24 protein-coding genes and 1 pseudogene are annotated in these 26,599 nt (G+C 65.9%); 15 read left to right on the forward strand and 10 right to left on the reverse strand.

Annotated elements, in window-relative coordinates; genetic code table 11:
* Positions 1–6: 6 nt before the first annotated feature.
* Positions 7–3,591 carry a chromosome segregation protein SMC gene (gene smc / locus Hhyl2_RS01480; protein WP_483548938.1) on the forward strand — a complete coding sequence of 1,195 codons (3,585 nt, stop codon included), beginning with the start codon at positions 7–9 and terminating at the stop codon, positions 3,589–3,591.
* Between the two features lie 2 nt (positions 3,592–3,593).
* Positions 3,594–4,601, forward strand: a complete 1,008-nt coding sequence (locus Hhyl2_RS01485) for a segregation/condensation protein A (RefSeq protein WP_483548939.1) — start codon at positions 3,594–3,596, stop codon at positions 4,599–4,601.
* Here the strand turns inward: Hhyl2_RS01485 and Hhyl2_RS01490 are convergent, their stop codons facing one another.
* The 3 genes and pseudogenes from Hhyl2_RS01490 to tnpA all read right to left on the reverse strand — a co-directional run.
* Positions 4,602–5,813, reverse strand: a complete 1,212-nt coding sequence (locus Hhyl2_RS01490; RefSeq protein WP_483548940.1) for a cation:proton antiporter — start codon at positions 5,811–5,813, stop codon at positions 4,602–4,604.
* A 33-nt stretch (positions 5,814–5,846) separates the two neighbouring features.
* A complete protein-coding gene (locus tag Hhyl2_RS01495) occupies positions 5,847–6,335 on the reverse strand; it encodes a cation:proton antiporter regulatory subunit (RefSeq protein WP_483548941.1) in 489 nt (162 codons plus the stop codon).
* A gap of 129 nt (positions 6,336–6,464) precedes the next feature.
* Positions 6,465–6,854: pseudogene (tnpA, locus tag Hhyl2_RS01500) on the reverse strand (IS200/IS605 family transposase); the annotation flags it as partial.
* Positions 6,855–6,917: 63 nt separating this feature from the next.
* Between tnpA and Hhyl2_RS01505 the strand changes: the two are divergent.
* Together Hhyl2_RS01505 and Hhyl2_RS01510 are read left to right on the forward strand one after the other, a co-directional pair.
* Positions 6,918–8,222: an RNA-guided endonuclease TnpB family protein gene (locus tag Hhyl2_RS01505; protein WP_483548942.1), complete on the forward strand. Its 1,305-nt coding sequence runs from the start codon at positions 6,918–6,920 to the stop codon at positions 8,220–8,222.
* 69 nt (positions 8,223–8,291) lie between these two features.
* Positions 8,292–9,458: a site-2 protease family protein gene (locus Hhyl2_RS01510; protein WP_483548943.1), complete on the forward strand. Its 1,167-nt coding sequence runs from the start codon at positions 8,292–8,294 to the stop codon at positions 9,456–9,458.
* 1 nt (position 9,459) lies between these two features.
* Here the strand turns inward: Hhyl2_RS01510 and Hhyl2_RS01515 are convergent, their stop codons facing one another.
* Complete coding sequence (locus Hhyl2_RS01515; RefSeq protein ID WP_483548944.1) at positions 9,460–10,110, reverse strand: hypothetical protein; 651 nt, start codon at positions 10,108–10,110, stop codon at positions 9,460–9,462.
* Between the two features lie 558 nt (positions 10,111–10,668).
* Here Hhyl2_RS01515 and Hhyl2_RS01520 point away from each other — a divergent pair.
* Both Hhyl2_RS01520 and Hhyl2_RS01525 read left to right on the forward strand, forming a co-directional pair.
* The gene (locus Hhyl2_RS01520; RefSeq protein WP_483548945.1) at positions 10,669–10,932 is read left to right on the forward strand and encodes a hypothetical protein; all 264 of its coding nucleotides are present in this window, start codon (positions 10,669–10,671) and stop codon (positions 10,930–10,932) included.
* 50 nt (positions 10,933–10,982) lie between these two features.
* Positions 10,983–11,261 carry a hypothetical protein gene (locus Hhyl2_RS01525; protein WP_483548946.1) on the forward strand — a complete coding sequence of 93 codons (279 nt, stop codon included), beginning with the start codon at positions 10,983–10,985 and terminating at the stop codon, positions 11,259–11,261.
* Here Hhyl2_RS01525 and Hhyl2_RS01530 read toward each other — a convergent pair.
* Together Hhyl2_RS01530 and Hhyl2_RS01535 are read right to left on the reverse strand one after the other, a co-directional pair.
* Positions 11,258–11,965, reverse strand: coding sequence for a phosphoribosyltransferase (locus tag Hhyl2_RS01530; RefSeq protein ID WP_483548947.1), 708 nt, complete (start codon positions 11,963–11,965; stop codon positions 11,258–11,260). The two genes, Hhyl2_RS01525 and Hhyl2_RS01530, sit on opposite strands and share 4 nt — an antisense overlap.
* Before the next feature lie 71 nt (positions 11,966–12,036).
* A complete protein-coding gene (locus tag Hhyl2_RS01535) occupies positions 12,037–12,186 on the reverse strand; it encodes a hypothetical protein (protein WP_483548948.1) in 150 nt (49 codons plus the stop codon).
* 94 nt (positions 12,187–12,280) lie between these two features.
* On the opposite strand from Hhyl2_RS01535, the gene Hhyl2_RS01540 reads away from it, so the two are divergent.
* The 4 genes from Hhyl2_RS01540 to Hhyl2_RS01555 all read left to right on the forward strand — a co-directional run bounded on the left by Hhyl2_RS01540 (position 12,281) and on the right by Hhyl2_RS01555 (position 17,038).
* Positions 12,281–13,192 carry a PhzF family phenazine biosynthesis protein gene (locus Hhyl2_RS01540; protein ID WP_483548949.1) on the forward strand — a complete coding sequence of 304 codons (912 nt, stop codon included), beginning with the start codon at positions 12,281–12,283 and terminating at the stop codon, positions 13,190–13,192.
* 85 nt (positions 13,193–13,277) lie between these two features.
* The gene (ppsA, locus tag Hhyl2_RS01545; protein ID WP_483548950.1) at positions 13,278–15,587 is read left to right on the forward strand and encodes a phosphoenolpyruvate synthase; all 2,310 of its coding nucleotides are present in this window, start codon (positions 13,278–13,280) and stop codon (positions 15,585–15,587) included.
* Between the two features lie 43 nt (positions 15,588–15,630).
* Entirely contained in the window at positions 15,631–16,533 is a 903-nt protein-coding gene (locus Hhyl2_RS01550) for an RAD55 family ATPase (RefSeq protein ID WP_483548951.1), read from the forward strand.
* Between the two features lie 40 nt (positions 16,534–16,573).
* Positions 16,574–17,038 carry a DUF3592 domain-containing protein gene (locus Hhyl2_RS01555; protein ID WP_483548952.1) on the forward strand — a complete coding sequence of 155 codons (465 nt, stop codon included), beginning with the start codon at positions 16,574–16,576 and terminating at the stop codon, positions 17,036–17,038.
* A gap of 14 nt (positions 17,039–17,052) precedes the next feature.
* On the opposite strand, the gene Hhyl2_RS01560 is transcribed toward Hhyl2_RS01555, so the two are convergent.
* Together Hhyl2_RS01560 and Hhyl2_RS01565 are read right to left on the reverse strand one after the other, a co-directional pair.
* The gene (locus Hhyl2_RS01560; RefSeq protein ID WP_483548953.1) at positions 17,053–17,703 is read right to left on the reverse strand and encodes a DUF7504 family protein; all 651 of its coding nucleotides are present in this window, start codon (positions 17,701–17,703) and stop codon (positions 17,053–17,055) included.
* Complete coding sequence (locus Hhyl2_RS01565; protein WP_483548954.1) at positions 17,700–18,629, reverse strand: GAF domain-containing protein; 930 nt, start codon at positions 18,627–18,629, stop codon at positions 17,700–17,702. The genes Hhyl2_RS01560 and Hhyl2_RS01565 overlap by 4 nt, the downstream gene beginning before the upstream one ends.
* A 122-nt stretch (positions 18,630–18,751) precedes the next feature.
* Between Hhyl2_RS01565 and mfnA the strand changes: the two genes are divergently transcribed.
* From mfnA to icd, 5 genes are all read left to right on the forward strand, one after another.
* Positions 18,752–19,804, forward strand: coding sequence for a tyrosine decarboxylase MfnA (gene mfnA, locus Hhyl2_RS01570; protein ID WP_483548955.1), 1,053 nt, complete (start codon positions 18,752–18,754; stop codon positions 19,802–19,804).
* A gap of 425 nt (positions 19,805–20,229) precedes the next feature.
* Positions 20,230–20,814 carry a YqaA family protein gene (locus Hhyl2_RS01575; RefSeq protein ID WP_483550544.1) on the forward strand — a complete coding sequence of 195 codons (585 nt, stop codon included), beginning with the start codon at positions 20,230–20,232 and terminating at the stop codon, positions 20,812–20,814.
* 156 nt (positions 20,815–20,970) lie between these two features.
* Entirely contained in the window at positions 20,971–21,648 is a 678-nt protein-coding gene (locus Hhyl2_RS01580; RefSeq protein ID WP_483548956.1) for a LiaF transmembrane domain-containing protein, read from the forward strand.
* Positions 21,649–21,721: 73 nt separating this feature from the next.
* Positions 21,722–23,848, forward strand: a complete 2,127-nt coding sequence (gene metG, locus Hhyl2_RS01585; protein WP_483548957.1) for a methionine--tRNA ligase — start codon at positions 21,722–21,724, stop codon at positions 23,846–23,848.
* Positions 23,849–24,036: 188 nt separating this feature from the next.
* On the forward strand, positions 24,037–25,299 hold the full coding sequence (gene icd, locus Hhyl2_RS01590) for an isocitrate dehydrogenase (NADP(+)) (protein WP_483548958.1): 1,263 nt from the start codon (positions 24,037–24,039) through the stop codon (positions 25,297–25,299).
* 33 nt (positions 25,300–25,332) lie between these two features.
* On the opposite strand, the gene Hhyl2_RS01595 is transcribed toward icd, so the two are convergent.
* Together Hhyl2_RS01595 and Hhyl2_RS01600 are read right to left on the reverse strand one after the other, a co-directional pair.
* Complete coding sequence (locus tag Hhyl2_RS01595; RefSeq protein WP_483548959.1) at positions 25,333–26,136, reverse strand: DUF7537 family lipoprotein; 804 nt, start codon at positions 26,134–26,136, stop codon at positions 25,333–25,335.
* 46 nt (positions 26,137–26,182) lie between these two features.
* Positions 26,183–26,521 carry a cupin domain-containing protein gene (locus Hhyl2_RS01600; protein WP_483548960.1) on the reverse strand — a complete coding sequence of 113 codons (339 nt, stop codon included), beginning with the start codon at positions 26,519–26,521 and terminating at the stop codon, positions 26,183–26,185.
* Between the last annotated feature and the right edge of the window lie 78 nt (positions 26,522–26,599).

Consider the following 26,599-nt stretch of genomic DNA (forward strand, 5'->3'; position numbering starts at 1 on the left):
CACCGCATGCACATCAAAGAGCTCGTTCTGGACAACTTCAAGAGCTTCGGTCGGAAGACCCGAATCCCGTTTTACGACGACTTCACTACCATCAGCGGTCCGAACGGCTCTGGAAAGTCCAACATCATCGACGCCGTCCTCTTCACGCTCGGCCTGGCCCGAACGTCGGGCATCCGGGCCGAGAAGCTGACCGACCTCATCTACAACCCCGGCCACGCCGACGAGGACGCCGAGGTCTCGGGCGAGCGTCAGGCCAGTTGCGAGGTCATCCTCGCCAACGAGGACCGCACGCTCTCCCGGTCCCAGGTCGTCAACGCCGCCGGCACCGAGGACGTCGGCGACGTCGACGAGATCGCGATCAAACGCCGGGTGAAACAGACCGAGGACAACTACTACTCCTACTACTACATCAACGGCCGCTCGGTCAACCTCTCGGACATCCAGGACCTGCTCGCACAGGCTGGCGTGACTCCGGAGGGATACAACGTCGTCATGCAGGGCGACGTCACCGAGATCATCAACATGACCGCCGGCTCCCGTCGGGAGATCATCGACGAGATCGCCGGTGTCGCCCAGTTCGACGCCAAGAAGGAGGACGCCTTCGAGGAACTGGAGACCGTCCAGGAACGCATCGACGAGGCCGAACTCCGCATCGAGGAGAAACAGGACCGCCTCGACCAACTGGAAGACGAACGCGAGACGGCCCTGGCGTACCAGTCGCTGCGTGAAGAGAAAGAGGAGTACGAGGGCTACCGCAAGGCAGCCGAACTGGAGGACAAACGCGCCGAACTGGACGCCGTCGAGGCCGAGATCGACGATCTGGAGGCCGAACTCGCGGAGCTCCAGGCCGAACTCGACGAGCGCCAGGGGAAGGTCGTCCGGCTCGAAGACGAACTCCAGGCGCTGAATCAGGAGATCGAACGCAAGGGCGAGGACGAACAGCTCGCCATCAAGCGCGACATCGAGGAGATCAAGGGCGACATCGCCCGCTTCGAGGACAAGGTCGAGGCCGCCGAGGAGGCCGTCGAGGAGGCCGAGAACAAGCGCCGACAGGCGTTCGTCCAGATCGACCGCAAACAGGAGACCATCGACGACCTGGAGAGCCAGATCCGCGAGACGAAGGTCGAACAGTCCAACGTCAAGGCCGACATCGCCGAGAAAGAGACCGAACTGGCCGACGTTCAGGAGCGCATCGACGCCGTCGGCGAGGAGTTCGAGGAGGTCAAAGACGAACTCGAAGCCAAACGCGACCGACTGGAGACGCTCAAGAGCGAGCACAACGACCTCCAGCGCGAGCAGGATCGCCTGCTCGACGAGGCCCGCCGGCGCTCCAACGAGGAAGACGAGAAGCGCGCCCAGATCGAGGAGTGCGAACAGCGCATCCCCGAACTGGAGGCCGACATCGAGGACTTAGAGACCGAACTGGAGAAGGCTCGAAAGAACAAGGCGACCATCGGCGAGGTGGTCGACGACCTGCGGGCGGAGAAGCGCGAACTTCAGTCGGACCTGGACGAACTGGAAGACGAGATCAGCGCGAAACAGCAGGAGTACGCCGAACTCGAAGCGAAGGCCGGCCAGGAGGGCGACTCCTCGTACGGCCGCGCGGTAACGACCATCTTGAACAACGACTTCGAGGGGGTCCACGGCACCGTCGGGCAACTCGGCGGCGTCGACCCCGAGTACGCGACGGCCTGTGAGACGGCCGCTGGCGGGCGACTCGCCCACGTCGTCGTCGACGACGACGGCGTCGGCCAGCAGTGTATCGACTACCTGAAATCGCGCAACGCCGGCCGTGCGACGTTCCTGCCGATCACGAAGATGCAGCGCCGGTCGCTCCCCTCGTTGCCGAGCCACGACGGCGTCGTCGACTTCGCGTACAATCTGGTCGACTTCGACTCGGAGTACGCCGGTATCTTCGCGTACGTCCTGGGTGATACCGTCATCGTCGACGACATGGACACCGCCCGGGACCTCATCGGCGACTACCGGATGGTGACCCTGGAGGGCGACCTCGTCGAGAAGAGCGGCGCGATGACCGGAGGGTCGTCCTCGGGGACGCGGTTCTCCTTCTCCGGCGGTGCGGGCAAACTCGAACGCGTCGCCCAGCGGATCACCGATCTGGAGGACGAACGCGAGAGCGTCCGCAGCGACCTCCGGGACGTCGAAGGGCGCCTCGACGACGCGCGTGACCGCGAGTCAGACGCGACCGAGCAGGTCCGTGACATCGAGGCCCAGATCGAACGCAAGCGGGAGGCGCTCGACGACACCGAGGACCGCATCGCGGAACTGGACACGGAACTGGCCGAGATAGCCGCCGAGCGGGCCAACGTCGCCGACGAGATGGACGAACTGGAGGCCGAGATCGCGGACAAAGACGAGGAGATCGACGCCGTCGAGGCCGAGATCGAGGACCTGGAAGCGGAGGTCCAGGACTCCGAACTGCCGGCCCTGACAGACGAGCGCGAGGCCATCCAGGCCGAGATCGACGATCTGGAGGACCGGCTGGACGACCTGGACGGGACGCGTAACGAACTCGAACTGGAGAAACAGTACGCCGAGGACGCCGTCGAGGACCTCCACGACGACATCGAGGCCGCCCAGAACCGCAAGGCCGAACAGGAAGAACGCATCGAGGAGTTCGAGGAACAGGTCGCAGACAAACAGGCGCTCAAAGCCGAGAAGGAGGCGAAGATCGCGGACCTCGAAGAAGAACTGGCCGACCTCAAGGCCGAGCGAGAGGATCTGCGCGAGGACCTCTCGGTTGCCAAGGAGTCCCGCGACGAGCAGCAGGCCGAGGTCGGCGACGTCGAGCGCGACCTGGAAGACGCCCGTGAGGACCAGAACCGTCTGGAGTGGGAGATCGACGAACTCGAAGCGCAGGTCGGCGACTACGACCCCGAGGATGTCCCCGACCACGACACCGTCGAGGCCGAGATCGAGCGCCTCGTCGGCGAGATGGAGGCCTTAGAGCCGGTCAACATGCGCGCTATCGACGAGTACGACGACGTCGCGGCCGACCTGGACGATCTGGAGGAGAAACGCGAGACGCTCGTCGAGGAGGCCGACGGCATCCGCGACCGCATCGACACCTACGAGGCCCGCAAGAAGGAGACGTTCATGGAGTCGTTCGACGCCATCAACGAACAGTTCCAGGAGATCTTCGAGCGGCTCTCGAACGGCACCGGTCACCTCCACCTGGAGGACGAGGACGACCCCTTCGAGGGCGGCCTGACCATGAAGGCCCAGCCCGGCGACAAGCCCATCCAGCGGCTCAACGCCATGTCCGGCGGGGAGAAGTCCCTGACGGCGCTGGCCTTTATCTTCGCCATCCAGCGGCACAACCCGGCACCGTTCTACGCACTGGACGAGGTCGACGCCTTCCTCGATGCGGCCAACGCCGAACTGGTCGGGGAACTGGTCGACGAACTCGCCGGCGACGCGCAGTTCGTGGTCGTCTCGCACCGCTCGGCCCTGCTGGAGCGCTCCGAGCGCGCCATCGGCGTGATGATGCAGGGCGACAACGTCTCGGCCGTCACCGGGATCGACCTCTCCGGCGACGGCCCCGAGGAGGAGGCACCAGCCGACGATTGACCATGTCAGACGACGACATCCCGCTGGATATAACCGGACACGAGGACAGAGAGCCGCCACGCGGCTCTGATAACCGAACGGGGAGCGATTCGACCCGTGAGGACAGGGAGCCGCCAGGCTCCGGCTCCGACGGGTTGTTCGGTGCCGACGGTGAGTCCACCCCGGACCCGGCGGACGACACCGAACAGGCTCCGGCCGACGAGGACGCAGCCAGCGACGAAGCCGACGGGGAAGAGGTCGAACCCGTCGAGGTGCTCGTCCAGCTGGCCGACGACGGGGAGATCGACCCCTGGGACATCGACGTCGTCGAGGTCACCGACAAGTTCCTCGACCACATCGACGACGCGGACCTGCGGACCTCCGGACGGGTGCTGTTCTACGCCTCGGTGCTCATCCGGATGAAGAGCGACGCGATGCTGGGCGAGGGCGAGGACGCCGAAGAGCCAGCAGAGCCCTGGGAGCAGGCGATGACGGAGGACGCCCCCATCGAGGACCCGGACCCGTTCAGCGCCCTGGAGTCCGAGATGGACCGGCGGCTCGAACGCCGGCGGGCCCGCGGGATGCCCCAGACGCTGGACGAACTGGTGCGTGACCTCCGGGAGGCCGAACGCGACTCCTGGTGGAAGGAGTCCCGCGAGTACGACACCAGCGACTCCCCGAGCGGCTACGACCGCGGGACACAGGAACTGGACTACCGGGCGACCGACGACTTCCGGATGGACGACGAGCCGACGGCCGCGGACGTCACCGGGACGGCCCACGCCGAGGACATGGACGCCATCATCGAAGACGTCCACGCGGCGGTCCGGGAACACTACGATCAGGGTCGCGAGGAGGTCCTGTACAAGGAAGTCAGCGACGCCGGCGGGACCCGCGTCGAGACCTTCCTGGGGCTGCTCTTTCTGGCCCACCGCGGGCAGGTCCGTCTCCAGCAGGACGACCTCTTCGGTGATCTCTGGATACAGGACCCGAACGCGGCGCTGGGATCGGAAGAAGCGGTCGCCGACTGACTACTCGGGCCCGAGGCGGGCTATCACGGCCTTCTCGATCGGTTCGGAGTACTGCATCAACAGCGTGCCGAGGATGCTCATCACGAGCACGTAGCCGACGGCGAAGGAGTACAGGGAGGTGGCCATCGCGGTCGGCAGCGAGGTCCCGGCGCCGGTCAGTGCCACCGCGGCGATGATGAGCGAGAACTCGCCGCGGGTGACCATCCCTAGTCCGACCCGTGTCGAGCGCCGGGTGTTGAGTCCGTAGACGCGACCGCCGAGGTAGCCCGAGAACGCCTTCGTCGGCACGGAGACGACGGCGGCGACGGCGACGAGGCCGGCGACGCCGGCGACCAGAACAGGGTCCGTCTGGACGCCGATCCAGAAGAAGAAGACGGCGGCGAATGTGTCCCGGATGGGTTCGAGCAGTTCTTCGAGGTCGTGGACATGGGAGGTCGAGGAGAAGGCCATCCCGACGAAGAAGGCGGCGACGGCCTCGCTGACTCCCAGCGCCAGGGCCGCGCCGGCGATCAACACGGTGATACCGACCGCCCGGAGGACGGTGAACTCCCTGGAACTGGTCGCCAGCGACCGCTCGAACCAGGCGGTCCCCAGGTAGACTACGAGCACGAGCGCGAGGATGAAGCCGACGGCGACGCCGACGGAGGTGGCCGTCTCGGCGATGTCGTCCCCGCCGGCGACCAGCGCCGCGGCGATGGTCAGGTAGACCGCGATGAAGAGGTCCTCGAAGACCAGCGTCCCCAACAGCGGGTCGGCCTCGTCGTTGGCGATCCAGCCCAGGTCGATGAGCGACTTCGTGATGATAGCCGACGAGGAGATGTAGACGATGCCGGCCACCAGCAGCGCCGCCAGTGGATCGCCGAAGAGCAGGAACCCGACGACGAGGCCCGCCGTGAAGTTGACCAGAAGGTCGACGGTCCCGGCACGGACGATCTGCTCTCTGCTCTCGACGAGGCGACTGGGATTGAACTCCAGGCCGAGGAAGAAGAGGAGGAAGACGATGCCCAGTTCGGCGCCGATCTCGACGAACTCGGTCGACTCGACGCTGGGCAGTGGGTAGCCAGCGATCGATAGCTCGCCGGCGACCGACGGCGACAGGAGCATCCCGACGACGATGTAGAAGGGGATGACCGACTTGTCGAGCCGCGTCGAGAGGACACCGGCGGCCGCGATAGCTGCGAACATCACGCCGACTTCCAGCAGATTCGCCACGGCTCGTCACCTCCGACAGGCGTGGGGCAGCACCTACGCGTCCCCCGCCAGCAGCTCCTCGAACTGGTCGCAACTCGCCCGGTCCCCGACAACGACGAGCGTGTCCCCAGGCTGGATCTCGGTCTCGCCGAGCGCGGACGCCAGGACCTCCTCTCCCCGTTGGATAGCGACCACCGTGACGCCGGTCCGCTGGGCGACGTCGGCACTGCGGAGCGTCTCGCCGACCAGCGGCGAGTCGTCCTCGACACCGTACCACTCCAGTAAGGTCCCCTCGGTCAGCATCGTCTCGACCTTGTCCGAGGCGACCGGCTGGAAGTACGCCCCTTCGAGGATGGTCCCGACGGTCCGGGCCTGCCGGTCGGAGAGTTCGAACAGTTCCTCGGAGTCGGCGTCTTCGCCAGCTTTCAGGAAGACCTGCCGCTTCCCGGTGTTGTGGGTGACGACGACCAGCCGTTGGCCGCCGCCGATATCTATCTCGTGTTTCTTCCCGACGCCGGGAAGGTCGCTCTCGGTGATGTCCATACGTACGCCGTCGGCGTGTATCACCATAATCCTCCGGGCTGGATGGACGCTCGGACCCTCGACGGCAAACAGGTCTAAACGAAAAGCAGCGCGAGTTCCCCGCCCCACCGTGGACGGGGGTGAAGCGCGTCACTCCGGCGCGTGTTCCGTCTCCTCGATATACCGTTCAACCACGTCCTCCGGCACCGCTCCTGTCGTCCCTACGTAGTATCCGACTTTCTAGAATCCACCACCCCAGAAATATGCCTCCCGAATCTCAGGGAATTGTTCCAGTAAGTGCTTTCCAGAGTACGACTTGAACTGTCGAGCGATGTCCGCTGGACTGTGCTTCGGGTCTGTTTGCACGAACAAGTGAAAGTGGTCGTCTACAATCTCCAACGCCAGAATCTCGTGCTCGAAGTGGTCAGCAGTCCCACCAAACAACTCCCACACATCGTCCTCGACTACATTGAGAACAGGGTGGCGGTACTTCGGACACCAGACGAAGTGATACTTGCAGGAACTAACCGAGTGTGCATGACATCAGGGACTCCTTCATCCCAAATCTACAAATTTATGACAGTCTGAAACGATTATCAACGTATGGGTGAGGAAGCCACGAAGACGATTCAGACGCGTCTTCACGTAGCGTCTGGTGAGCGGTCGTGGCTTCACGACGCCCGCCTCGCCTCACGCGAGATTTTCAACGACACTATCCGCCTCAAACAACGTGGGTACACTCGTACCGAAATCCAACGGGAGGTTGACCGCGACGACTTCTTGCGGAACAACAAGTGCGCAGTCGTCGGCAAAGCCCTTGAAACATGGGACTCCTACCAATCACTCAAAGAGTGGTGGGAGAATCAAGACGACCCTGACGGAGGGAAGCCGACGCCGCCGAGTACGGACAAATCTGGTGCATACCCGCTCGTGATGGCCCACACGGAAGGCTACCGCCTCACCGTGGACAACGACACAGAGCGCGTCCAGTTCCGCATCAGCCCGAAACCCTACAAGAAAGTGAAAGGGCATTTGCGCGGTGAACCGGACGCGATGGACGAACTTCGAGACGCCCTCGCGTCGGATGAGGTGGATGTGGGGCAGGCCGAACTCCTGTACCGCGATGGCATGTATTACCTACACGTCACGGTCACACGCGAGTTCGACGTGCCCGAACCCGACACCACTGATACTGTGGTCGGCGTGGACATCAACGAGCGTAACGTCGCTCTCACCGCCCTTGACCGCGAAACGATGCGAACGAAGGGCACACTCGTCCTTGACTACGGACGAGTCAAGCGGGAACGCCAACGTTACCACACCATCACCACTCGCTGTCAGGAACACGGCAAGACGAGCATCCACCACCAGCTCAGTGACAAGGAAGAGCGATTCACTGGGTGGGTGTTGCATCGGCTTTCCCGTACTGTTGTGGAGTTCGCAGAGCAGTTCACGAACCCGATTATCGTGTTCGAGGATATGAGCGGTATCCGCGACGAAATCACATACGGGACGTATATGAACCGCCGGTTGCACAAACTGCCGTTCCACAAGTTCGAGACGTTCGTCTCATACAAGGCGACGTGGCAAGAGATACCCACGGACACGGTGGACGCGTACCACAACTCGAAGACGTGTTCCTGCTGTGGTGAGCGCGGGTATCGGAAGGGGCGACGGTTCCGGTGTACAAACGACGAGTGTGGCGTGGTGCAAGACCACGCCGATCGGAACGCGTCGGTGAACATCGCGTGGCGCGAGACAGCGAAACTTGACGGTGACGAGTCGGATTACCGGACTCACAAAACCCAACCACAAGTACGGTTGGTGCGTCTGTCCGGGTCGGGGCGTGTAAGCCGCCCAGCCTCATCCCGCTCGCTTGCCGAGCAGGGAGTGCTAGCGCACGGCTGAGGGAATTAGAAAAGCCTCGGGCCACTGCGCCCGAGGGAGTTTATACGGGTCGAGTCCCTAGCCGGCACGATGAGCGAGGAGCCGCTCCCAGGTGAGTTCCCCGGCCACGAGCAGTCGGTCGGGGACACCCACGACCGGACCCGCCTGCCGTCGGACCTCCCCGCCCCGGGACTGCTGGCGGCGACGTTCCACGTCTACGAGGTCGACGCGTCGACCGACGAGGGGGTGAAGTACTACGGGGAGCCGGTCGTCGACAGCGATCAGGTCCTCCAGCGGATCGGGCCACGGTTCCGCGAGCGGGGCTACCGCGTCACGCTCCGCGAGGAGATGGGCGAGTACGTCCTCGTCGCCCAGCAGCGCTCGCTGGGTGTCGACGGTATCCCCTGGACGAACGTCCTGCTGGCCGTGGCGACGCTGCTGTCGACGCTCTTTGCCGGCAGCCGCTGGTACGGGCTGGACGTGCTCGGCGACCCGGCGAGTATCCTCGCCGCGTGGCCGTTCGCCGCGGGCGTCCTGGGGATCCTGGCCATCCACGAGTCCGGCCACTACGTGCTGAGCCGGTACCACGAGGTCCAGGCCAGTCTCCCGTATTTCATCCCGCTGCCGTTCAACGTCATCGGGACGCTGGGTGCGGTCATCAAGATGCAGGACAACATCCCGGACCGGCGGGCGCTGTTCGACATCGGCGTCGCTGGCCCGCTCGCGGGGCTGGTCGCGACGGTCGTCGTGACGGCCATCGGCGTCACGCTGCCGCCGGTCGAGGTGGCCGGTGGCATCGTCACGCAGGTCCAACTCGGGTTCCCGCCGCTGATCCAGGGCATCGCGGCGCTGGTCGGCGAACCGCTCCAGTATCCGGGGCGGACGACGCTGGTCAACCCGGTCGTCATCGCCGGCTGGGTCGGTGCGTTCGTCACGTTCCTGAACCTGCTCCCGGTCGGCCAACTCGACGGCGCCCACATCGTCCGGTCGCTCGTCGGTGAGCGGTTCGGAACCGTCCAGTTCGCGGTCCCCATCGCGCTGTTCGGTCTGGCGGGCTACCTGCTGGCCTTCGAGAGCGGACAGGGGGCGTTCCTCTGGGGGTTCTGGGGCGTGCTGGCGCTCGTGTTCAGCCGGGCCGGCGCGGCGACGCCGTTCGACGAGACACCGCTGGACCGCCGTCGCATCGCCGTCGGCGTCCTGACGCTGGTACTGGGGGTCCTCTGTTTCGTTCCGGTGCCGCTGGTCGTGTCGGCATGAGTCAGATCCCGTAGGGGTCGTAGTCGGGCCGCGTATCGGTCCCCGGCGGGCAGTCGTACAGGTCACGGAACTCCGCGAGCACGTCGTCTGCGCCCCTCGCGAACAGGACGGCGACGCCAAACGGGCGACTGTAGCGGTCGGCGCCCGGCGGATCGGGGTCGATGAACAGCGCGTGTGTCGCCGGCTCGCCGACGCTCGGTAACGCCGTGAGCCACGGCTCCAGCGGGAGGAGGCCGGTAAGGATGCTCGGGACGAACGAGCCGCCGGGTAGTGGCTCGCGCGGCTGGACGTACACCTCCGCGACCGGGTCGCCGTCCTCTTCGAGGATCGCTCTGGCGGGCTGGCGCATCCCCTCCTCCCACAGCTCCGTCGCGACCGCGGGCGGGTCGGCGTCGACGGCGAAGTCCATCGTGACGCCGCCGGTGCGCTCGACGGACTGGATCGACCAGGGTTCCTCCTCGTCGTCGGGGTCGCCGGCCAGGGTCGCTTCGACGAGGTCGCCGGTCCGCAGGTCGTCGACGAGGGGCTGGCGGTCGCCGTAGCCCGACTGGAACACCGTGTACAGCCGCGTCCCGTCCGTGTCGAAGAAGTTGATGTGGGGCACCGACTCGACGACCCGGAAGACGCGGAACGTCCCCGTTCGTTCCTCCATGCCCCTCGTAGCGGGTCCACCCTCAAGACTCCGCGGGTCCCTAGCAGCAGTGTATTGCTCTATGAACGTGAGTTCGAACAGCCAGAAAGCCCCCGCGATTTCGGCTCCCGCGACTCGCTGTCGTCCGAAAGGCGCTGCGCGCCTTTCGTGATCACGAGAGAGCTTTGCTCTCTCGAACGACGCTCCAGTAGGTGCTTGCGTCACCGGGAGAGCTCGCTCTCCCGAGCCCGCGGCGAAGCCGCGGACGTCGGGGTTCGCCGAACTCGCGGCCCCTTTCAGTCCCACCCAATGCTGATTGGCCAACCGGCTACGGGTGGGACTGAAAGAGGCGGCAGGCTCCGGGAAGGCGGCCGACGTAAGGACCGCAACGCAGTGAGTAGCGAGGGACCGGAGGTCCCTCGGACCATGCGAACGGCGGCTTTGCCGCCGTGAGCAGAGACCGCAGCGAGGCCCCCGACCGGAGCCTGCCGGGGCTTTCTGGCTCTCAGCAGTCTCTCTGGCATGAACGACAACTCCTAGCGGGCAAAGCACAAGACGCCGGGCGTTGTTGGTTCGACCATGAGCCAACAGGCGGGAGTTCCGGAGCCGGAGCCCGAGGAGTTGCTGGCGGCGGTCGAACGGCTGCTGGACGAGACAGTCGACCGCGAGGAGGCGATCCACCTCGAAGCCGACGACCTCGCGGTGGACGTGCCGATCCGCTTTGGCGACGACTCGCCGCGGGCGACCTGGAAGTTCAACGGCGGCGTGACCGTCGACGTCGACGGCATCAGGGGCCCGCTCCGTGAGTGGATCGCGCTCCACGAGTCAGAGCGGGACGACTAGATCGGTCACGAAAACGTTTCAACGGAGCGACTCGAACTGCCGACTGTCCTATGACTGGCAACGACTGCGACACCCTCGATGAGGATCCGGAACGAGCGGCAGAACGGTCGGCGACCGTCGGCGGCTTCGTCGGCGCGGTGCTGGGCTCGCCCGGTGGCCCGGTCGGCGCGAGCATCGGGGGGCTCGTCGGCGGGTCGACCGGCTACGCGGTCGGCTACGCGCTCGGGGAGGCAGAGCAGGACCGGCGACACCGTGACGACGATGACGACGGACCGGTCAGCGTGCCCGTCGACGAGGAGGACGGGGACGACGATGACGACGACAGCTAATCGTCGGTGAGTTCCCAGGCGTCGGTCCCGTCGACGGTCGTCGGGGTGACGACGTCGCGACGCTCCATCTCGTCGAGGACTTCGTCGAGTCGGCCCGGCTGTGCGACCTCCATCGAGATGCGTGTGACGTCGTGGTACTCCTCCAGTAACCGCCGGAGGTCGTCGGCGGTGTGGACCGACTCGTCCGACTTCTCCATGACGCCTTCGAGCAGTTCGATCATGTCCTCGACGAAGTTCCAGGGGTAGACGACCCAGGACCAGGTGTCGAGTTGTTCGCCGACGAAGTCGGGTTCGTGCTCGCTGGTCTCGAGTAGCTGGAGCGTCGCTGTCCGGACGCTCGCCGGGTCCTGCTCTCTGACGCACTCGGCGGCCGTCGAGATGGAACCCCCGGTGTCGGCGATGTCGTCGACGACGAGGACGTCCTTCCCCTCGACGGCGCCGTCGGCTAGCGGATAACGGATCTGAGGCTCGCCGCTCTTCTGTGCCGTGCCGACGTAGTGTTCGACCTTGAGGCTGGCCAGGTCGTCAAGTCCGAGGAAGTCACACAGGCACCGCCCGGCGAACCAGCCGCCACGCGCCAGCGCGACGATGACGTCCGGTTCGAAGTCGGCGGCTTTCACGTCGTCGGCCACGTCACGGCAGAGCCCGTAGATATACTCCCAGTTGGTGATGGTACACGGGAACTCCTCCGGTAACTCGCCCATATGGCATCGCGGGTACGGCGGGACTTAACCGTTTCAGGATGTCGGTCATACTGACGGGATAGCCAGCAGTATCAGTTCAGCAGGGGGTTATCGACCGTCTCGAAGCGGTGGCCACACGACGGACAGGCGACGACCTGTGGCGACCGTTCGACGACCGTGAACCGTCGGCTCCAGCCGATGTGGCCGCAGTCGGGACAGCGACGGACGAGCGGTGGGAGCATAGGTGGGGGTACGCGAGCGCCGGGCTTGAACGGAGCGGGACTCGCGTGCCAGTCACCAACAAAGGTTATCAGCGGCTCCCCACAACGGGCGGGCATGGAGACGAGACAGGCGCTGCTCGTCGATGCGTTCGCCGAGGAGCCGATGACGGGCAACCCCGCCGGGGTCGTGCCGGACGCCGAGGGACTGACCGACGACCAGATGCAGTCGATCGCCACCGAACTGGGGGCCAGCGAGACGGCGTTCGTCCTGCCGGCGACCGACAGCGAGGCCGACCGGCGACTGCGCTTTTTCTCGCCGGAGCAGGAGATCGACCTCTGTGGGCACGCGACGATCGCCGCCCACGCCTACCTCTCCGAGCGGGCGCTGATCGACGCCGACCAGCACACGATGGCGACGGCGACCGGCGTCTTCGAGGTCGAGACCAAGGAGAACGGCATGGTCTGGATGGAACAGGGCGAGGCCGACATCCGCACAGTCGACCTCGACGAACAGCGGGTCGCCGACGCGCTGGGACTGGACGTCGCGACGCTGCGGGACGTCGGCGCGGACCTGCCGCTCTCGGTCGGTGACACCGGGTTCCCGTGGCTGCTCGTCCCGGTGAACTACTTCGAGCATCTCAGCAGCGTCGAGCCCGACGTGACTGCCATCGAGGAACTGTGCGAGGCGGTCGACGCGAAGGGTATCTACCCGTTTACGTTCGATACCATCAGCGGCCAGGCGACGCTGCACGGGCGCGCGTTCGCGCCGCTGGCCGGCATCGCCGAGGACCCCGTGACAGGCACCGCTGCAGGGGCCTGTGGGGCGTTCATCAGACGCCACGGTGCCATCGACAGCACGGTCGAACAGGTAGTCGTCGAGCAGGGCCACTTCCTCGATCGACCGGGGACCGTGACAGTCGATACCGATGGGCGCGAAGTGTGGGTCGGCGGTCGCGGCGTCACGACGCTGTCCGGCGACTGTACCGTGCCGGATGCTACCAATGATGACGACATCATCGAGATATAATTTTCTCGATTTCGAGTGAACAGAAGCCGGGAATGCCGCGACCGGAAAGACCATACTTGTCGTTCATGAAGGTCCCGATGAGTCAATGCCAACACTGTGGCTCGACGATATCGGTGCCGGCGACCTCGACGTGGTCGGCGGCAAGGCAGCGTCTCTCGGAGAACTCACCGCGGCCGGCCTCCCGGTCCCGTCGGCGTTCGTCGTCACCGCCGACACCTATCGCTCGTTCATCGAAGCGTCGGGAATCGACGAGGAGCTGTTCGCCGCGGTCGACATCGACAGCGACGACTCCCAGGAGCTCGCGACGGCAGCAGAACATGCACAGGAACTCATCCTGGAGACGGAGACGCCACCGTCGGTACGTGAGGACCTCCTGTCGGCCTACGACGAGATGGGCGACTCGGACGTCGCGGTCCGGTCGTCCGCGACCGCTGAGGACCTCCCGGACGCCTCCTTCGCCGGGCAGCAGGAGACGTTCCTGAACGTCTCGCGTGTCGACCTGCTGGATCGAGTCAAGGAGTGCTGGGCCTCGCTGTTCACCCAGCGTGCCATCTACTACCGCCAGGAACAGGGCTTCTCGCATACGGACGTCGACATCGCGGTCGTCGTCCAGGAGATGGTCGACGCCGAGAAGTCCGGCGTGATGTTCACGAGCCACCCCTCGACCGGCGCCCCGACGGCCATCCTCGAAGCCGCGTGGGGACTCGGTGAGGCCGTCGTCTCCGGGGCCGTCTCGCCGGACAACTACGTCGTCGACCGCGAGAGCGGCGAGATCGAGGATGTCACCGTCGCCGACAAGAAGGTGATGTGTGTCCGCGGCGAGGACGGCGAGACCATCGAGCGCTCTGTCCCCGAGGAGAAGCGGACCGAGCGGGTCCTCTCGGCCGACGAGATCGAACGCCTGCTCGCGATCGGCGAACAGGTCGAAGAACACTACGGCGAGCCACAGGACGTCGAGTGGGCGATCGACGACGACACCGTCTACGTCCTGCAGTCCCGGCCGATCACGACAATCGACGAGGAGACCGCCGAGGCGGCCGAGACGACCGCCGGTGAGCAGGGCAACAGCGCCGACGCCGGCGTCGCGGATGGCGGCGAGATGCAGGCCCCAGAGGACGTCCGCCTGACCGGCATCGGATCGAGTCCGGGGACGGTGACCGGGACGGTCAGCGTCGTCACCAAACTGGACAACCTCGACAAGGTCTCGGAAGGCGACATCATCGTCACCGAGATGACGACGCCGGACATGGTGCCGGCGATGAAACGCGCGGCCGGCATCGTCACCGACGAGGGCGGGATGACGAGCCACGCCGCCATCGTCTCGCGCGAACTCGGCGTTCCGGCTGTCGTCGGCGCCGAGGACGCGACCGACAAACTCCGGGACGGCCAGACCGTCACACTCGACGGCGACATGGGGACCGTCGAGCAGGGAACGTCGGTCACGACCGAGGACGACGACGAGCCCGAACCGGCCGCACAGGCCAGCAGCGAGCACTCCCCGGTCAAGCCGATGACCGGCACCGAAGTGAAGGTCAACGTCTCCATCCCGGAGGCTGCAGAGCGGGCCGCGGCGACCGGCGCCGACGGCGTCGGCCTGCTGCGTATCGAGCACATGATCCTCTCGACGGACAAGACGCCCGCCCGCTACGTCGAGGACCACGGCGAGCGGGCCTACATCGACGAGATCGTCGAGGGCGTCCGCACCGTCGCCGAGGCGTTCTACCCCCGCCCGGTCCGAGTCCGGACGCTCGACGCCCCGAGCGACGAGTTCCGACAGCTCCAGGGCGGCGAGGACGAACCCAGCGAGCACAACCCGATGCTGGGCTACCGGGGTATCCGGCGGTCGCTGGACCGGCCCGGCGAGTTCAAACTCGAACTCCGGGCCTTCGAGCGCCTGTTCGACCTGGGCTACGACAACGTCGAGTTGATGCTCCCGCTCGTGACCGACGCCGAGGACGTCATCCGAGCGAAGTCGCTCATGCGCGAGGTCGGTATCGACCCCGAGAAGCGCCACTGGGGCGTGATGGTCGAGACACCTGCCAGCGCGCTGTGCATCGAGGAGCTCTGCGAGACGGGGCTGGACTTCGTCTCCTTCGGGACCAACGACCTCACCCAGTACACGCTGGCGGTCGACCGCAACAACGGTAACGTCGCCGGCCGCTTCGACGAACTTCACCCGGCCGTGCTGGACCTGATGGGGAAGGTCATCGGTACCTGCCGCGAGGCGGACGTGGCCACGAGCATCTGTGGCCAGGCCGCCTCGAAGCCCGAGATGGTCCAGTTCCTCGTCGACGAGGGCGTCACCTCCATCTCGCCGAACATCGACGCGGTCCGTGACGTCCAGCACGAGGTCAAGCGGGTCGAACAGCGGCTCCTACTCGAATCGGTTCGCTGACAGGCGCCATACGATTTTTCACGCCAGTCGTCGTCGCTTCGGTATGACTCCCTCTGCACCGGAAGCAAAGAGCATCAGTGCGGGCGTCTCGTACATACCGTTCGGGATTCCAGGACTTGACGGGAACGTCCGCGGCATTCCGACCGGGAGTACCGTTCTGTTGGCTGGGGCGCCCGACGCCGGCGGGGACGCGTTCGGCTACACGAGTCTGGCGACGTTGATGCTGGCCAAACACCAGCCGGAGATGGTCCCGAACCGACTCGCCCGTCGGAGCGAGGCCATCCCGGAGTCTGTCACCTACGTGACTCTCTCGCACGACCGCGACCACGTCTACAGCGAACTCGACGCGGTGCTCGACGGCTACCAGTTCGAGACGCTGACGGACAACATGACCGTCGTCGACTTCTCCCAGCGGTTCATGGAACTGCTGCCGGTTCCGAAGGCGCTGTTCGACGCCCGGCGGGGCGACAGCGACATCGAGACCGCCGAGCAGCCGGCGGCCGACAGCACGCCGGCCGACGACGCCACCTTCGGCAGCCTCCTGGAGGATATCAGCGAGGCGATCGCCGACTCCACCGACGATATCCTCGTGATCGATTCGCTGTCCGACATCGAGCGCGCGACGGAGTTCGGCCTCTCGAAGGGCCGCGAGATCGCTTTCCTCATGGGGCTGCGGGAGGCCGTCGTCAACTGGGAGAACGTCGCGTACGTCAAACTCGACCGCCGGGCCAGTGACGTCCGTGACGACGACCGCATCCACGGACTGCTCCACGGCGCCGTCTACTTCTACTCCAACGACAAGGGGTTCGAGACCTACCGGACGATGCGTGTCGGCTCGTTCGGCGGGGCGCTGGACTCCGAGCGACAGATGGTCTTCGAGTCGCTGGTCGGGCCGACGGGCTTTCGCGCGAAGGCCACCAAGAAGATCGGTCCCTCGAACTGGTAGCTCGGCGAACGCTTATGCTGGTATCGCTCCCGCTGGACGTATGGGTTCGATCGGCCAGTCCGTCCTGTTGATCGCGATCGGCGTCGCCTTCGCCGGGATCGGTGGCTACCTCTACACCGACCAGCAAGCGGCCATCGAGAACAGCGTCCCCATCGAGGGGACCGTCGTCTCCGCCGGGGTCGACGTCGACCGACCGTCCGATCCGGACGACGCGGTGAGCTACTACCCCGAGATCACCTATCGCTACGAGTACGAGGGCCAGACGTACACGAACGACAACGTCTTTCCGGGGAGCGGTCGCCAGAGCACGTCCGAGTCACGGGCCCACAGCATCGCCGCGGAATACGCCGAAGGCGAGACGGTGACGGTCTACGTCGATCCGAGCGATCCACAGCAGTCGTTCCTCGTCAGGGAGAGTTCGGAACTGTTCCACTTCGTCTTCGTGGGGATCGGTGTCTTCGCCGCCCTGGCCGGCGTCGTCTCGCTCGGGCGGCGAGTGATCTGAATCGAACGACTGGCTCAGAGCGAGACGGTGACGGTGTCGTCGGTCCCCGACAGGCCAGAGATCGTCAGTTCCGCCTCTCTGCGTCCGGTTTTCTCGACCTCGATGTGGGCCGAGAAGGAGGTCGTGAGCCCGCTGACGATGCTCCGGGCATCGCCACCGACGTCGGCACTGGTGTCGACCGCGCAGACGCCGATGCCGTCGCCACGCCGGAGGTCGGTCAGAAAGCTGGAGTTGAGGAACCGGTAGACAGAGCGCGTGTCGTCGACAGCCTGACAGAGGCTCGAACACAGCAGGATGCCGGTGCGGAACCGGTCCGTGTCCTGCTGGGACTCGGCGACGAGCGAGGAGAAATCCATCCCCAGACGGGTGAGGTCGCTGACGTCGTCGATAGTCTCGATGTTCGATCCGCTCCGGCCCTCGCCGGTCAGGACGTACGAGCGGTCGCCGGCCTGCCGACGAGCGCTATCGAGCGACCGCTGGACGGACCGCCCCGAGAGATCGGTCGCGAGGACGACACTGCGCTCGTCGGTATCGGGTGCGACCAGCCCGTGGAAGACGCTCTCCAGCGCGTCGCTGTCGTCGCCGGTCAGCAGGATGCTCGTCCCGCTCGGGATGGGGCCGATAGCGCCGTCCTCGACGTCGAACTGACTCTCGACGGCGCTCATCGTTCCACCTCCACGGCGTCGGCGGCTGGATCGGGGGTCGCGTCCGCCCCTGCCTGTGCGTCACGGAGCGACTGCCGGAGTTCGAGGATCTCCATGGCCGTCTCGGCGAACTGCTGGAGTCGTGCACGCTCCTCGTCGTCGTAGCTCCGGACCTCGTAGTCGATGAGACAGACCTGTCCGATGACGTGGCCGTCCGGTGTCGTCATGTTGGCGCCGGCGTACGAGCGGATGCCGAGGTTCGCCAGTTGCGTGTTCTCGCTGAAACGGCTGTCCTCGCGGATGTCCTCGACGACCATCACGTCCTCCTGGAGCATACTGTGGGTGCAGATCGTGTCCTCGCGGGTCAGGGAATCCCAGTCGCCGCCGTGACACGCCAGGAAGTTCTCCTCGTCGCGTTCGATGAGCCCGATGAAGGCGATGGCCGCGTCGAAGTGATCGGCGATGAGGTCGGTCAGCCGCTCGAAACTGTCGGTGATCGGGAGTGACTCGACCTCGTAGCGCGCCAGCGCGTCGAGGCGGTCGCCCTCGTCGTCGGGCGCGAGGAAGCTGACCTGGGCGCTGTGTTCGATAAGGTCGTTGGTGACGAACTGGAGCCGTTCCTCGGCGTCCGGTAGATCCCGGTTGAGGTACTCGACGATGGTCTCTTCGAAGGAGCCCGTGTCTATCTCGTCGGGGGTCCGGCCGGTAAAGAGGACGCTCGGCGTCTGTGGTGCGAGCTCTCGAACCGCCGCGACCACGTCGAGTCCGGTCCCGTCGGCGAGGTCGTATGCCGTCACCACACAGACCACCGGTTCCTCGTCGAGCAGTTCCTCGGCCTCCGAGAGAGTGGTCGCCGTCAGTGCCTCCAGCGAGTCGTCGGCGTCGATCGCCTTCGATACGTCGTCGATCCGTGCTTCCGTGTCGATGCAGAGTACGCGTCTACTCATCTACGGCCCAGTCACGATATGATGTAAAAAGGACGATACCTAACGGAATCAGTGCTGATAACTGGAGCGCCGGTCGGTCGAACAAAACCGATAAACCGTTTGCCCCCGGTATAACGGGTAGAATGCTTCAGCGGGCCGAGCCACAGGAGTTCGAACGTGTGCTCTCTTCGATGTGCACCGTCCCCCACCCGTCGGCCCGCGAGGCGGCCGAACGGTTCCTGGCGACCAATCCCGGCGATCCCGGCACCTACGAGACTGTCTCGGAGTTAGAGACGGAGGCCGTCGACTACCTGGGCGAGGTGACCGGCCTCGACGACCCCGCCGGCTACGTCGCATCCGGCGGGACCGAGGCCAACATCCAGGCGGTCCGCATCGCGCGCAACCGCGCCGAGACCGACGACCCGAACGTCGTCGCGCCCGTCCACGCCCACTTCTCCTTTACCAAGGCCGCGGACCTGCTGGACGTGGAACTGCGGACCGCACCCGCACGCGACCACCGGGTGAACGTCGACGCGATGGCCGAACTGATCGACGAGGACACTATCTGTGTGGCCGGGGTCGCCGGCTCGACGGAGTACGGGTACGTCGATCCGATTCCCGCTCTCGCCGACCTCGCGGCCGACGCCGGCGCGCTCTGTCACGTCGACGCGGCCTGGGGCGGGTTCTACCTTCCGTTCACCGACCACGACTGGCACTTCGGCCATGCCGACGTCGACACGATGACTATCGACCCCCACAAGGTCGGGCAGGCGGCGGTACCGGCCGGTGGGCTGCTCGCACGCGACCGCTCGCTGCTGGACGACCTGGCCGTCGAGACGCCCTATCTGGAGTCGACGAGTCAGTTGACGCTGACCGGCACGCGCTCGGGCGCCGGCGTGGCCTCGGCCGTCGCCGCGATGGAGTCGCTGTGGCCCGCCGGCTACCGCGAGCAGTACGAGCGCTCGATGGCCAACGCCGAGTGGCTTGCCGACCAGCTCGACGCCCGCGGCCACGAGGTCGTCGGTCCGGAACTCCCGCTGGTCGCGGCCGATCTCTCGGTGCCGATGACCGACGAACTCCGCGACCGGGGCTGGCGCGTCTCCAAGACCGGCGCCGGCGAGATGCGCGTCGTCTGTATGCCTCACGTCACCCGGTCGATGCTGCGGTCGTTCGTGGCGGACTTAGATTGGTACTGAGTAGAGCCGCGAGCGGAGCGAGCGGCTTTTTCGCCCACGTTTTTGCGGCGAGTGGGTCGCAACGCGACCCCGAACCGGAAAAAGGTGGTCTCGTATGCCTCACGTCACCCGGTCGATGCTGCGGTCGTTCGTGGCGGACTTAGATTGGTACTGAGTAGAGCCGCGAGCGGAGCGAGCGGCTTTTTCGCCCACGTTTTTGCGGTGAGTGGGTCGCAACGCGACCCCGAACCGGAAAAAGGTGGGGTCCGATGCTGCGGTCGTTCGTAGCGGATCTGGACTGGTACTGAGTAGGGCTGCGTCTCGCCGTGTGAAGGGTAAATTCTGGCTCTGCGGAACCGCTACGTACTGGCTATCGGTTTCCCTTCTCTATAGCCCTCTGGAGAAAACATACCAAGGTTTAGAAACCCCTGATTGCTATGGAGGGTGTGGACCTGGTAGCACCCATCCAGGCGCTGGTCATCCTCGTCGGTGACTGTACGTCGTCGGGCACGGCGTTGACCCCGCTAGAGGAGGCTGTCTGTACGGCGACGGGCCCGACCGGCCTGGGTATCATCGGTCTCTACTCGTTCCTCATCGCGTTCATCTTGCCCTTGCCCAGCGAGGTCGTCCTCGTCCCGGCCGAGACACTCCGACTCGGGCTGTCGACGACGGGGAACATGGCGGTCATCATCGTCGTCAGCGCGTTCGGGAAGGCCGTCGGGAGCCTCTTTGCCTTCCACATCGGCCAGGAGGCCAAGGAATACGGCCCGCTGGTCCGGCGCATCAAGAACTCGCGGTTCGACATCATCGAGTGGTCCGAGCGGAAGACCATCCAGATCGCGAAACGCTACGGCTACGTCGGCCTCGCGCTGGCGCTGTGCGTTCCCTTCTTCCCCGACACGCTCTCCATCTACGCATTCACCGTTCTGGAGGAGGATTACCTGCGGTTCGGTGCCGCGACGTTCGCCGGCAGCGCGGGCCGCCTCCTCGTCACGCTCGGACTCGCCGGCGGGACGCTCGCGCTGCTATGACATCCTCCGCACCGTAAACAGAGGGGGAGCGTGGCTCCCTCAAGCAGTCGGGTGTAGCCCGACGACGGCGGGACTCCCTCGCTGTTGAAAGGTAGTCCGCGGCGTGCCAGCACCTCTCAGCACAGTTTCATGTGCTAGCCAGGACGATATCTACGTATGAGCCAGCGACGCCTCACCGCCCAGACCTTGCTCGGTGCGATCATCGTCCTCGTCGGCCTCGCGCTGCTCGCGCGCTCGACGGGGCTGTTCGACGTCGGGAGCCTGTTCGTCTTTGTCCCATCGCTGTTCATCGTGCTGGGGCTGTACGCTCTGGTCACCAGCGGGTTCCGGAACATCGTCGGCCCGCTGCTGGTCGTCCTCATCGCGACCGCGTGGCAACTGGTCGCGCTGGACGTCCTCGCGGCCGGTGACGTCCTCCAGTTCTGGCCGCTCCTGATCGTCCTGTTCGGTCTGTCGCTGCTCCTCGGACAACGCCGCGCTCGTGCCCGCAGCCAGAACAGCGATGACATCATGGCGTTCGCGTTCTTCGGTGGCGCCGACCGCCGTGTCACGTCCGCGGAGTTCCGGAGTGCCGACCTGACGGCCGTGTTCGGCGGCGTGGAACTGGACCTACGGGACGCGGGGATCACCGATCCGCCGGCCCACGTCAGCACCACGTCGATCTTCGGCGGGACCGAGATTCGCGTGCCGCCGGAGTGGAACGTCCGGATCGACGTGTTGCCGATCTTCGGCGCGAGCGAGGACAGCCGGCCACGCCGCGACGAGGAACACGAGACCGTCGACCTCGTGGTCACCGGCTTCGTCGCCTTCGGCGGGCTGGAGATTCTGGACTGAACTGGGCTGAAACGACATTCCCGACCGCCCGGAAACCGCCCCCCTTTTGACCCGTGGGCGGCACACAACGGGTATGAGTCACGACGAGTTCCCGACGGACCAGCCGGCGGTGGTGACCTGTGGGTTGCCCTACGCCAACGGCGACCTCCACGTGGGCCACCTCCGGACCTACGTCGACGGGGACGCCCTGTCGCGTGCCCTGCGTCGCATCGGCCAGCAGACAGCGTTCGTCTGCGGGTCGGACATGCACGGGACGCCGGTGGCGGTCAACGCCGCCGAGACGGGCGTCGAGCCCCGCGAGTTCGCCCTGGAGTACCACGAGACCTACGCCGAGACGTTCCCGCAGTTCAACGTCGAGTTCGACAACTACGGCCACACGGACGACGAGACAAACACCGAACTCACCCAGGAGTTCGTCCGGTCGTGGGTCGACAACGACCACGTCCACGAGAAGGAGATCCAGGTCGCCTGGGACACCGAGGAGGACCAGCCCCTGCCCGACCGCTTCGTCGAGGGGACCTGTCCGTACTGTGGCGAGCAGGCCCGCGGCGACGAGTGCGACGAGGGCTGTCAGCGCCACCTCGAACCCGGTGAGATCGAGGACCCGGTCAGTACCATCACCGGCAACCCCGCCGAGTACCGGGAACGGAAGCACAAGTTCCTCCGCCTGGCGGACTTCCAGGAGTACCTCCAGGGCTTTCTGGACCGCCTGGAGGGGACAGACAACGCCCAGAACCAGCCCCGCGAGTGGGTCGAGGGCGAACTGCAGGACCTCTGTATCACGCGGGACATGGACTGGGGGATCGACTACCCAGGTGAGGATGGTGACGGTGAGAATCTCGTGCTGTACGTCTGGGTCGACGCGCCCATCGAGTACGTCGCCTCTACGAAGCAGTACTCCGAGCGGGTCGGCGCCGACGGGTACGACTGGGAGGATGTCTGGAAACTCGACGGCAAGACCGAACACGGCACCCAGTGGGACGACGACTGGAGCGCCGACAACGGCGAGATCATCCACGTCATCGGCCGTGACATCATCCAGCACCACGCCGTCTTCTGGCCGGCGATGCTCCGTGGGGCGGGCTACAACGAACCCCGGACCATCCTGGCGACGGGCTTCGTCGGCATCGACGGCAAGGCGTTGTCGACCTCCCGGAACCGAGCTGTGTGGGCCGACGAGTACCTCGACGCCGGCTTCCACCCCGACCTGTTCCGGTACTACATCGCGACGGGCGCGGGCCTGGAGATGGACGTCGACTTCTCGTGGGACCGATTCGCCGAGCGGGTCAACGGCGAACTCGTCGGCAACGTCGGCAACTTCGCCTACCGCTCGCTGCTCTTTGCCCACCGGAACTACGACGGTACCCCCGACGCGGACGTCAGTGCGGACGTCCAGCAGCGCATCGAGGACGCCATCGACGAGTTCGAGACGGCCGTCCGGGAGTACGACATCCGGTCGCTGGCCGACGTGGCCATCGAACTCTCGAACTACGGTAACGAGTACATCCAGCGCAACGAGCCCTGGAACCTCGTCGGCGAGGAACCCGAGGAGGCCGCCCAGGTCATCCGCGACTGCGTCCAGTTGACGAAGGCCGTCGCCGTCGTCATGCAGCCGGTCATGCCCGGCAAGGCCGAGCGGCTGTGGGGCCAACTGGGCGAGCGCGGCTCGGTCGCCGACGTGACGCTGGACACCGCACTGGAGGCCCCGCCAGCCGAGTTCGACGAGCCCGTCGAGCTGTTCGAGCAGGTCGAGGACGACCATATCGAGGCCCTGGAGGAACAGCTCCAGCGCCGCGTCGAGGCCGCGAACGAGGACGCCGAGGACGAGAGCGACGACGAAGAGGGTGCCGACGAAGCGGTCGACCTGGAACCGCTCGTCGAGGAACGGATCGGCTTCGAGGACTTCGAGGGCGTCGACATGCGCGTCGGCGAGATCGTCAGCGCCGAGCCGGTCGACGGTGCGGACAAGCTCCTCAGACTGGAGGTCGACATCGGCCACGAGGTCCGGCAGGTCGTCGCCGGGCTGGCCAAGCTCCACGACGTCGACGACCTCCCGGGCACGCGTGTCATCCTGCTCGCCAACATGGAGAAAGCCGAGCTGTTCGGCATCGAGTCCGACGGGATGGTGCTGGCGGCCGGCGACGAGGCCGACCTGCTGACCACCCACGAGGACGCGCCGCTGGGTACCCGGATCCAGTAATCCCGCGAACATCGTACGACGGTCTTTTCGGTCGTCGCTGTCCCGACACTACCGACGGGTCTCGCGAAGACGTGACAGACTACCAATTTATCCTCGGGCTGTCCGGCCACCCTACGTTCGTGTGTCTCACGTTACCGTTCTTGTAGCAAAACGGCAATTCTTTACGCCCCACTATCGATGCCCGAGATATGGGATACGATTACGACAAAGTGGAGGTGCCCGACGAGGGTAACCCGATCGAAGTCACAGCGGACAACGAGCTCGACGTCCCCGAGAACCCCATCATCCCCATCATCCACGGGGACGGGATCGGGACCGACGTCGGCCCCGCCGCCCAGAAGGTCCTCGAAGCCGCCGCGAACGCCACTGGTCGTGACATCTCCTGGATGCGCGTCTACGCCGGGCAGTCGGCCCGCGACAAGTACGACGAGAACCTCCCCGACGACACCGTCGAGGCGATCAAGGAGTTCAACGTCGCCATCAAGGGCCCGCTCACGACGCCGGTCGGCGCCGGCTTCCGCTCGCTGAACGTCGCGCTGCGCAAGACGCTGGACCTCTACGCGAACGTCCGGCCGACCTACCACCTCGACGGCGTCCCGTCGCCGGTCTCCGAGCCCGAGAAGATGGATATGGTCACCTTCCGGGAGAACACCGAGGACGTCTACGCCGGCATCGAGTGGGAGGCCGGCACCGACGAGGTCGCGGAGGTCAAGGAGTTCGTCGAGGAGGAGATGGGCTTCGACAGCACCATCCACGACGGCCCGGTCGGCATCGGCGTCAAGCCGATCACGGAGTTCGGCACCAAGCGGCTGGTCCGCGAGGCCATCGACTACGCCCTCGAAGAGGACCGCGACTCGGTCACGCTGGTCCACAAGGGCAACATCATGAAGTTCACCGAGGGCGCCTTCCGTGACTGGGGCTACGAGGTCGCCGAGGAGGAGTACGACGACTCCGTCATCACCGAGGACGAGCTGTGGGAGGAGTACGACGGCGAGGCCCCCGAGGACGCGCTGGTCGTCAACGACCGCATCGCCGACAACATGCTCCAGCAGCTGCTGACCCGCACCGACGAGTACGACGTCATCGCGACGATGAACCTCAACGGGGACTACATGTCCGACGCCGCAGGCGCACAGATCGGTGGGCTCGGCATCGCCCCCGGTGCGAACTTCGGTGAGGCTCGCTGTCTCGCAGAGCCGGTCCACGGCTCGGCGCCGAAGTACGCCGGCGAGGACAAGGTCAACCCGACCGCGATGATCCTCTCCGGGCGCCTGATGCTCGAGTACATGGGCTGGAAGGACGCCGGCAAGCTCGTCCGTGACGCCGTCGAGGAGACCATCTCCAGCGGCCAGGTCACCTACGACCTCGAACGTCAGATCGAGGGCGGCACGAAGCTCGCGACCAGCGAGTTCGCAGACAAGGTCGTCGAGAATATAGAGAAGCTCGCGTAACGCGGCGCCACCCGACTTCAGTTTTTTCTGACGCTACTCCGCGGTCGAGAGCGTCGCGTTCGCGACCCAGTCCGGTCGATCGACGGTCGTCCGCCCCTCGCGGGTGACGCGAGTCTCGCGGACGATGTGGATCTCGCGCCCGCTGAGTGTCGCGTCGTATTCGAGCCGTGCTGCGACGATGGTCCCGTCCGAGCGGACACGCAACTGGGTACGCACGTTCGTCGGGTGGCTGACGAACAGCGGGCGGATGAGCCGCTCGCGGTCGACGAACTCCGAACCGACGAGGACGACGTCGCCGTCGGCCTCGTGGCGCGCGACGCGCACGTCGACGGCCGCCAGGATCGACGCCAGTCGCTGCCGAGCGGTGAGGTCCGTCACGGAGTCGACGCTGTCGGCGGGCCACATGTGCAGCGACCGCTCGCCGGTCCGCTCCTGGTAGCGCGTGGCGACGACGGTCCCGTTGGTCCAGTAGTCGACCCTGCTGGTCAGCCCCGCGGTCGGATACTCGGTGGTGTTCTGCTCGAAGTACCCCCGGTAGCTGGTCGCGTTCGTCGCGACCTGGCGCGACTGGTTCGTCCGGCGCAGCACTTCGCCGTCGGCCCCGACGATCCGCTGCCGGCTCGTCAGGGTGTAACTCGTGGTCCGAAGGGACCCCTCGTGGGCACGTGCGAGGATTCCGGGGTCGACAGCACGCTCGGAGATGCCGGGGGGATACGGCGCGGCGTCGGTCGGTATCGGCGCCGGCGTCACCGGCTCGGAGCCCCCCTGGCCGCCGAAGCCGCTACACCCCGCCAGGACGAGGACAAGAGCGAGGGTCACGGGACCGAGACGCGTCATCGACCGAGGTTAGAGGTCCTCCTACAAACGCTTGTGGGCCCGACTATCAATCGCGCCAATCGGGGTCGTCCCGTGGCGGGCTGAACACGTCGATGCCGGTCACCGGTTCGTCGGTCCGATTCTCGACGCGGTGGGGTTCCCCGCTGGGGATGACGTAGGAGTCGCCCGAACTGATGACGAACTCCTCGCCGTCGATACAGAAGGTGCAGGTCCCCCGGACGACGAAGCCGATCTGTTCGTGCTCGTGGCTGTGTTCGGGGACGACCGCGTCGGGTTCGATGTGGAACTGCTGGGCACTCATCCGCTCGCCGACGGCCAGCTGTGTCAGGTGGACACCCTCGACGGCCTCGACCGTCTCGCTGGCAGCCTGTGGCACTTCCTCCATAGCCAGGGCATCGACAGCGAGGGGTGTAAATCCAGGGGCAATCCGAACGTTCAATCGGGGGCGAGCCCAACCCCGATG

The organism is Haloarcula sp. H-hyl2 (assembly GCF_056934385.1).

Excerpts from the sequence above, each read along its gene's own strand:
- smc (WP_483548938.1), top strand. The coding sequence starts at position 7 with ATGCACATCAAAGAGCTCGTTCTGGACAACTTCAAGAGCTTCGGTCGG.
- Hhyl2_RS01485 (WP_483548939.1), top strand. The coding sequence starts at position 3,594 with ATGTCAGACGACGACATCCCGCTGGATATAACCGGACACGAGGACAGA.
- Hhyl2_RS01495 (WP_483548941.1), bottom strand. The coding sequence starts at position 6,335 with ATGGACATCACCGAGAGCGACCTTCCCGGCGTCGGGAAGAAACACGAG.
- Hhyl2_RS01505 (WP_483548942.1), top strand. The coding sequence starts at position 6,918 with ATGGGTGAGGAAGCCACGAAGACGATTCAGACGCGTCTTCACGTAGCG.
- Hhyl2_RS01510 (WP_483548943.1), top strand. The coding sequence starts at position 8,292 with ATGAGCGAGGAGCCGCTCCCAGGTGAGTTCCCCGGCCACGAGCAGTCG.
- Hhyl2_RS01515 (WP_483548944.1), bottom strand. The coding sequence starts at position 10,110 with ATGGAGGAACGAACGGGGACGTTCCGCGTCTTCCGGGTCGTCGAGTCG.
- Hhyl2_RS01520 (WP_483548945.1), top strand. The coding sequence starts at position 10,669 with ATGAGCCAACAGGCGGGAGTTCCGGAGCCGGAGCCCGAGGAGTTGCTG.
- Hhyl2_RS01525 (WP_483548946.1), top strand. The coding sequence starts at position 10,983 with ATGACTGGCAACGACTGCGACACCCTCGATGAGGATCCGGAACGAGCG.
- Hhyl2_RS01530 (WP_483548947.1), bottom strand. The coding sequence starts at position 11,965 with ATGGGCGAGTTACCGGAGGAGTTCCCGTGTACCATCACCAACTGGGAG.
- Hhyl2_RS01535 (WP_483548948.1), bottom strand. The coding sequence starts at position 12,186 with ATGCTCCCACCGCTCGTCCGTCGCTGTCCCGACTGCGGCCACATCGGC.
- Hhyl2_RS01540 (WP_483548949.1), top strand. The coding sequence starts at position 12,281 with ATGGAGACGAGACAGGCGCTGCTCGTCGATGCGTTCGCCGAGGAGCCG.
- ppsA (WP_483548950.1), top strand. The coding sequence starts at position 13,278 with ATGCCAACACTGTGGCTCGACGATATCGGTGCCGGCGACCTCGACGTG.
- Hhyl2_RS01550 (WP_483548951.1), top strand. The coding sequence starts at position 15,631 with ATGACTCCCTCTGCACCGGAAGCAAAGAGCATCAGTGCGGGCGTCTCG.
- Hhyl2_RS01555 (WP_483548952.1), top strand. The coding sequence starts at position 16,574 with ATGGGTTCGATCGGCCAGTCCGTCCTGTTGATCGCGATCGGCGTCGCC.
- Hhyl2_RS01560 (WP_483548953.1), bottom strand. The coding sequence starts at position 17,703 with ATGAGCGCCGTCGAGAGTCAGTTCGACGTCGAGGACGGCGCTATCGGC.
- Hhyl2_RS01565 (WP_483548954.1), bottom strand. The coding sequence starts at position 18,629 with ATGAGTAGACGCGTACTCTGCATCGACACGGAAGCACGGATCGACGAC.
- mfnA (WP_483548955.1), top strand. The coding sequence starts at position 18,752 with ATGCTTCAGCGGGCCGAGCCACAGGAGTTCGAACGTGTGCTCTCTTCG.
- Hhyl2_RS01580 (WP_483548956.1), top strand. The coding sequence starts at position 20,971 with ATGAGCCAGCGACGCCTCACCGCCCAGACCTTGCTCGGTGCGATCATC.
- metG (WP_483548957.1), top strand. The coding sequence starts at position 21,722 with ATGAGTCACGACGAGTTCCCGACGGACCAGCCGGCGGTGGTGACCTGT.
- icd (WP_483548958.1), top strand. The coding sequence starts at position 24,037 with ATGGGATACGATTACGACAAAGTGGAGGTGCCCGACGAGGGTAACCCG.
- Hhyl2_RS01595 (WP_483548959.1), bottom strand. The coding sequence starts at position 26,136 with ATGACGCGTCTCGGTCCCGTGACCCTCGCTCTTGTCCTCGTCCTGGCG.
- Hhyl2_RS01600 (WP_483548960.1), bottom strand. The coding sequence starts at position 26,521 with ATGGAGGAAGTGCCACAGGCTGCCAGCGAGACGGTCGAGGCCGTCGAG.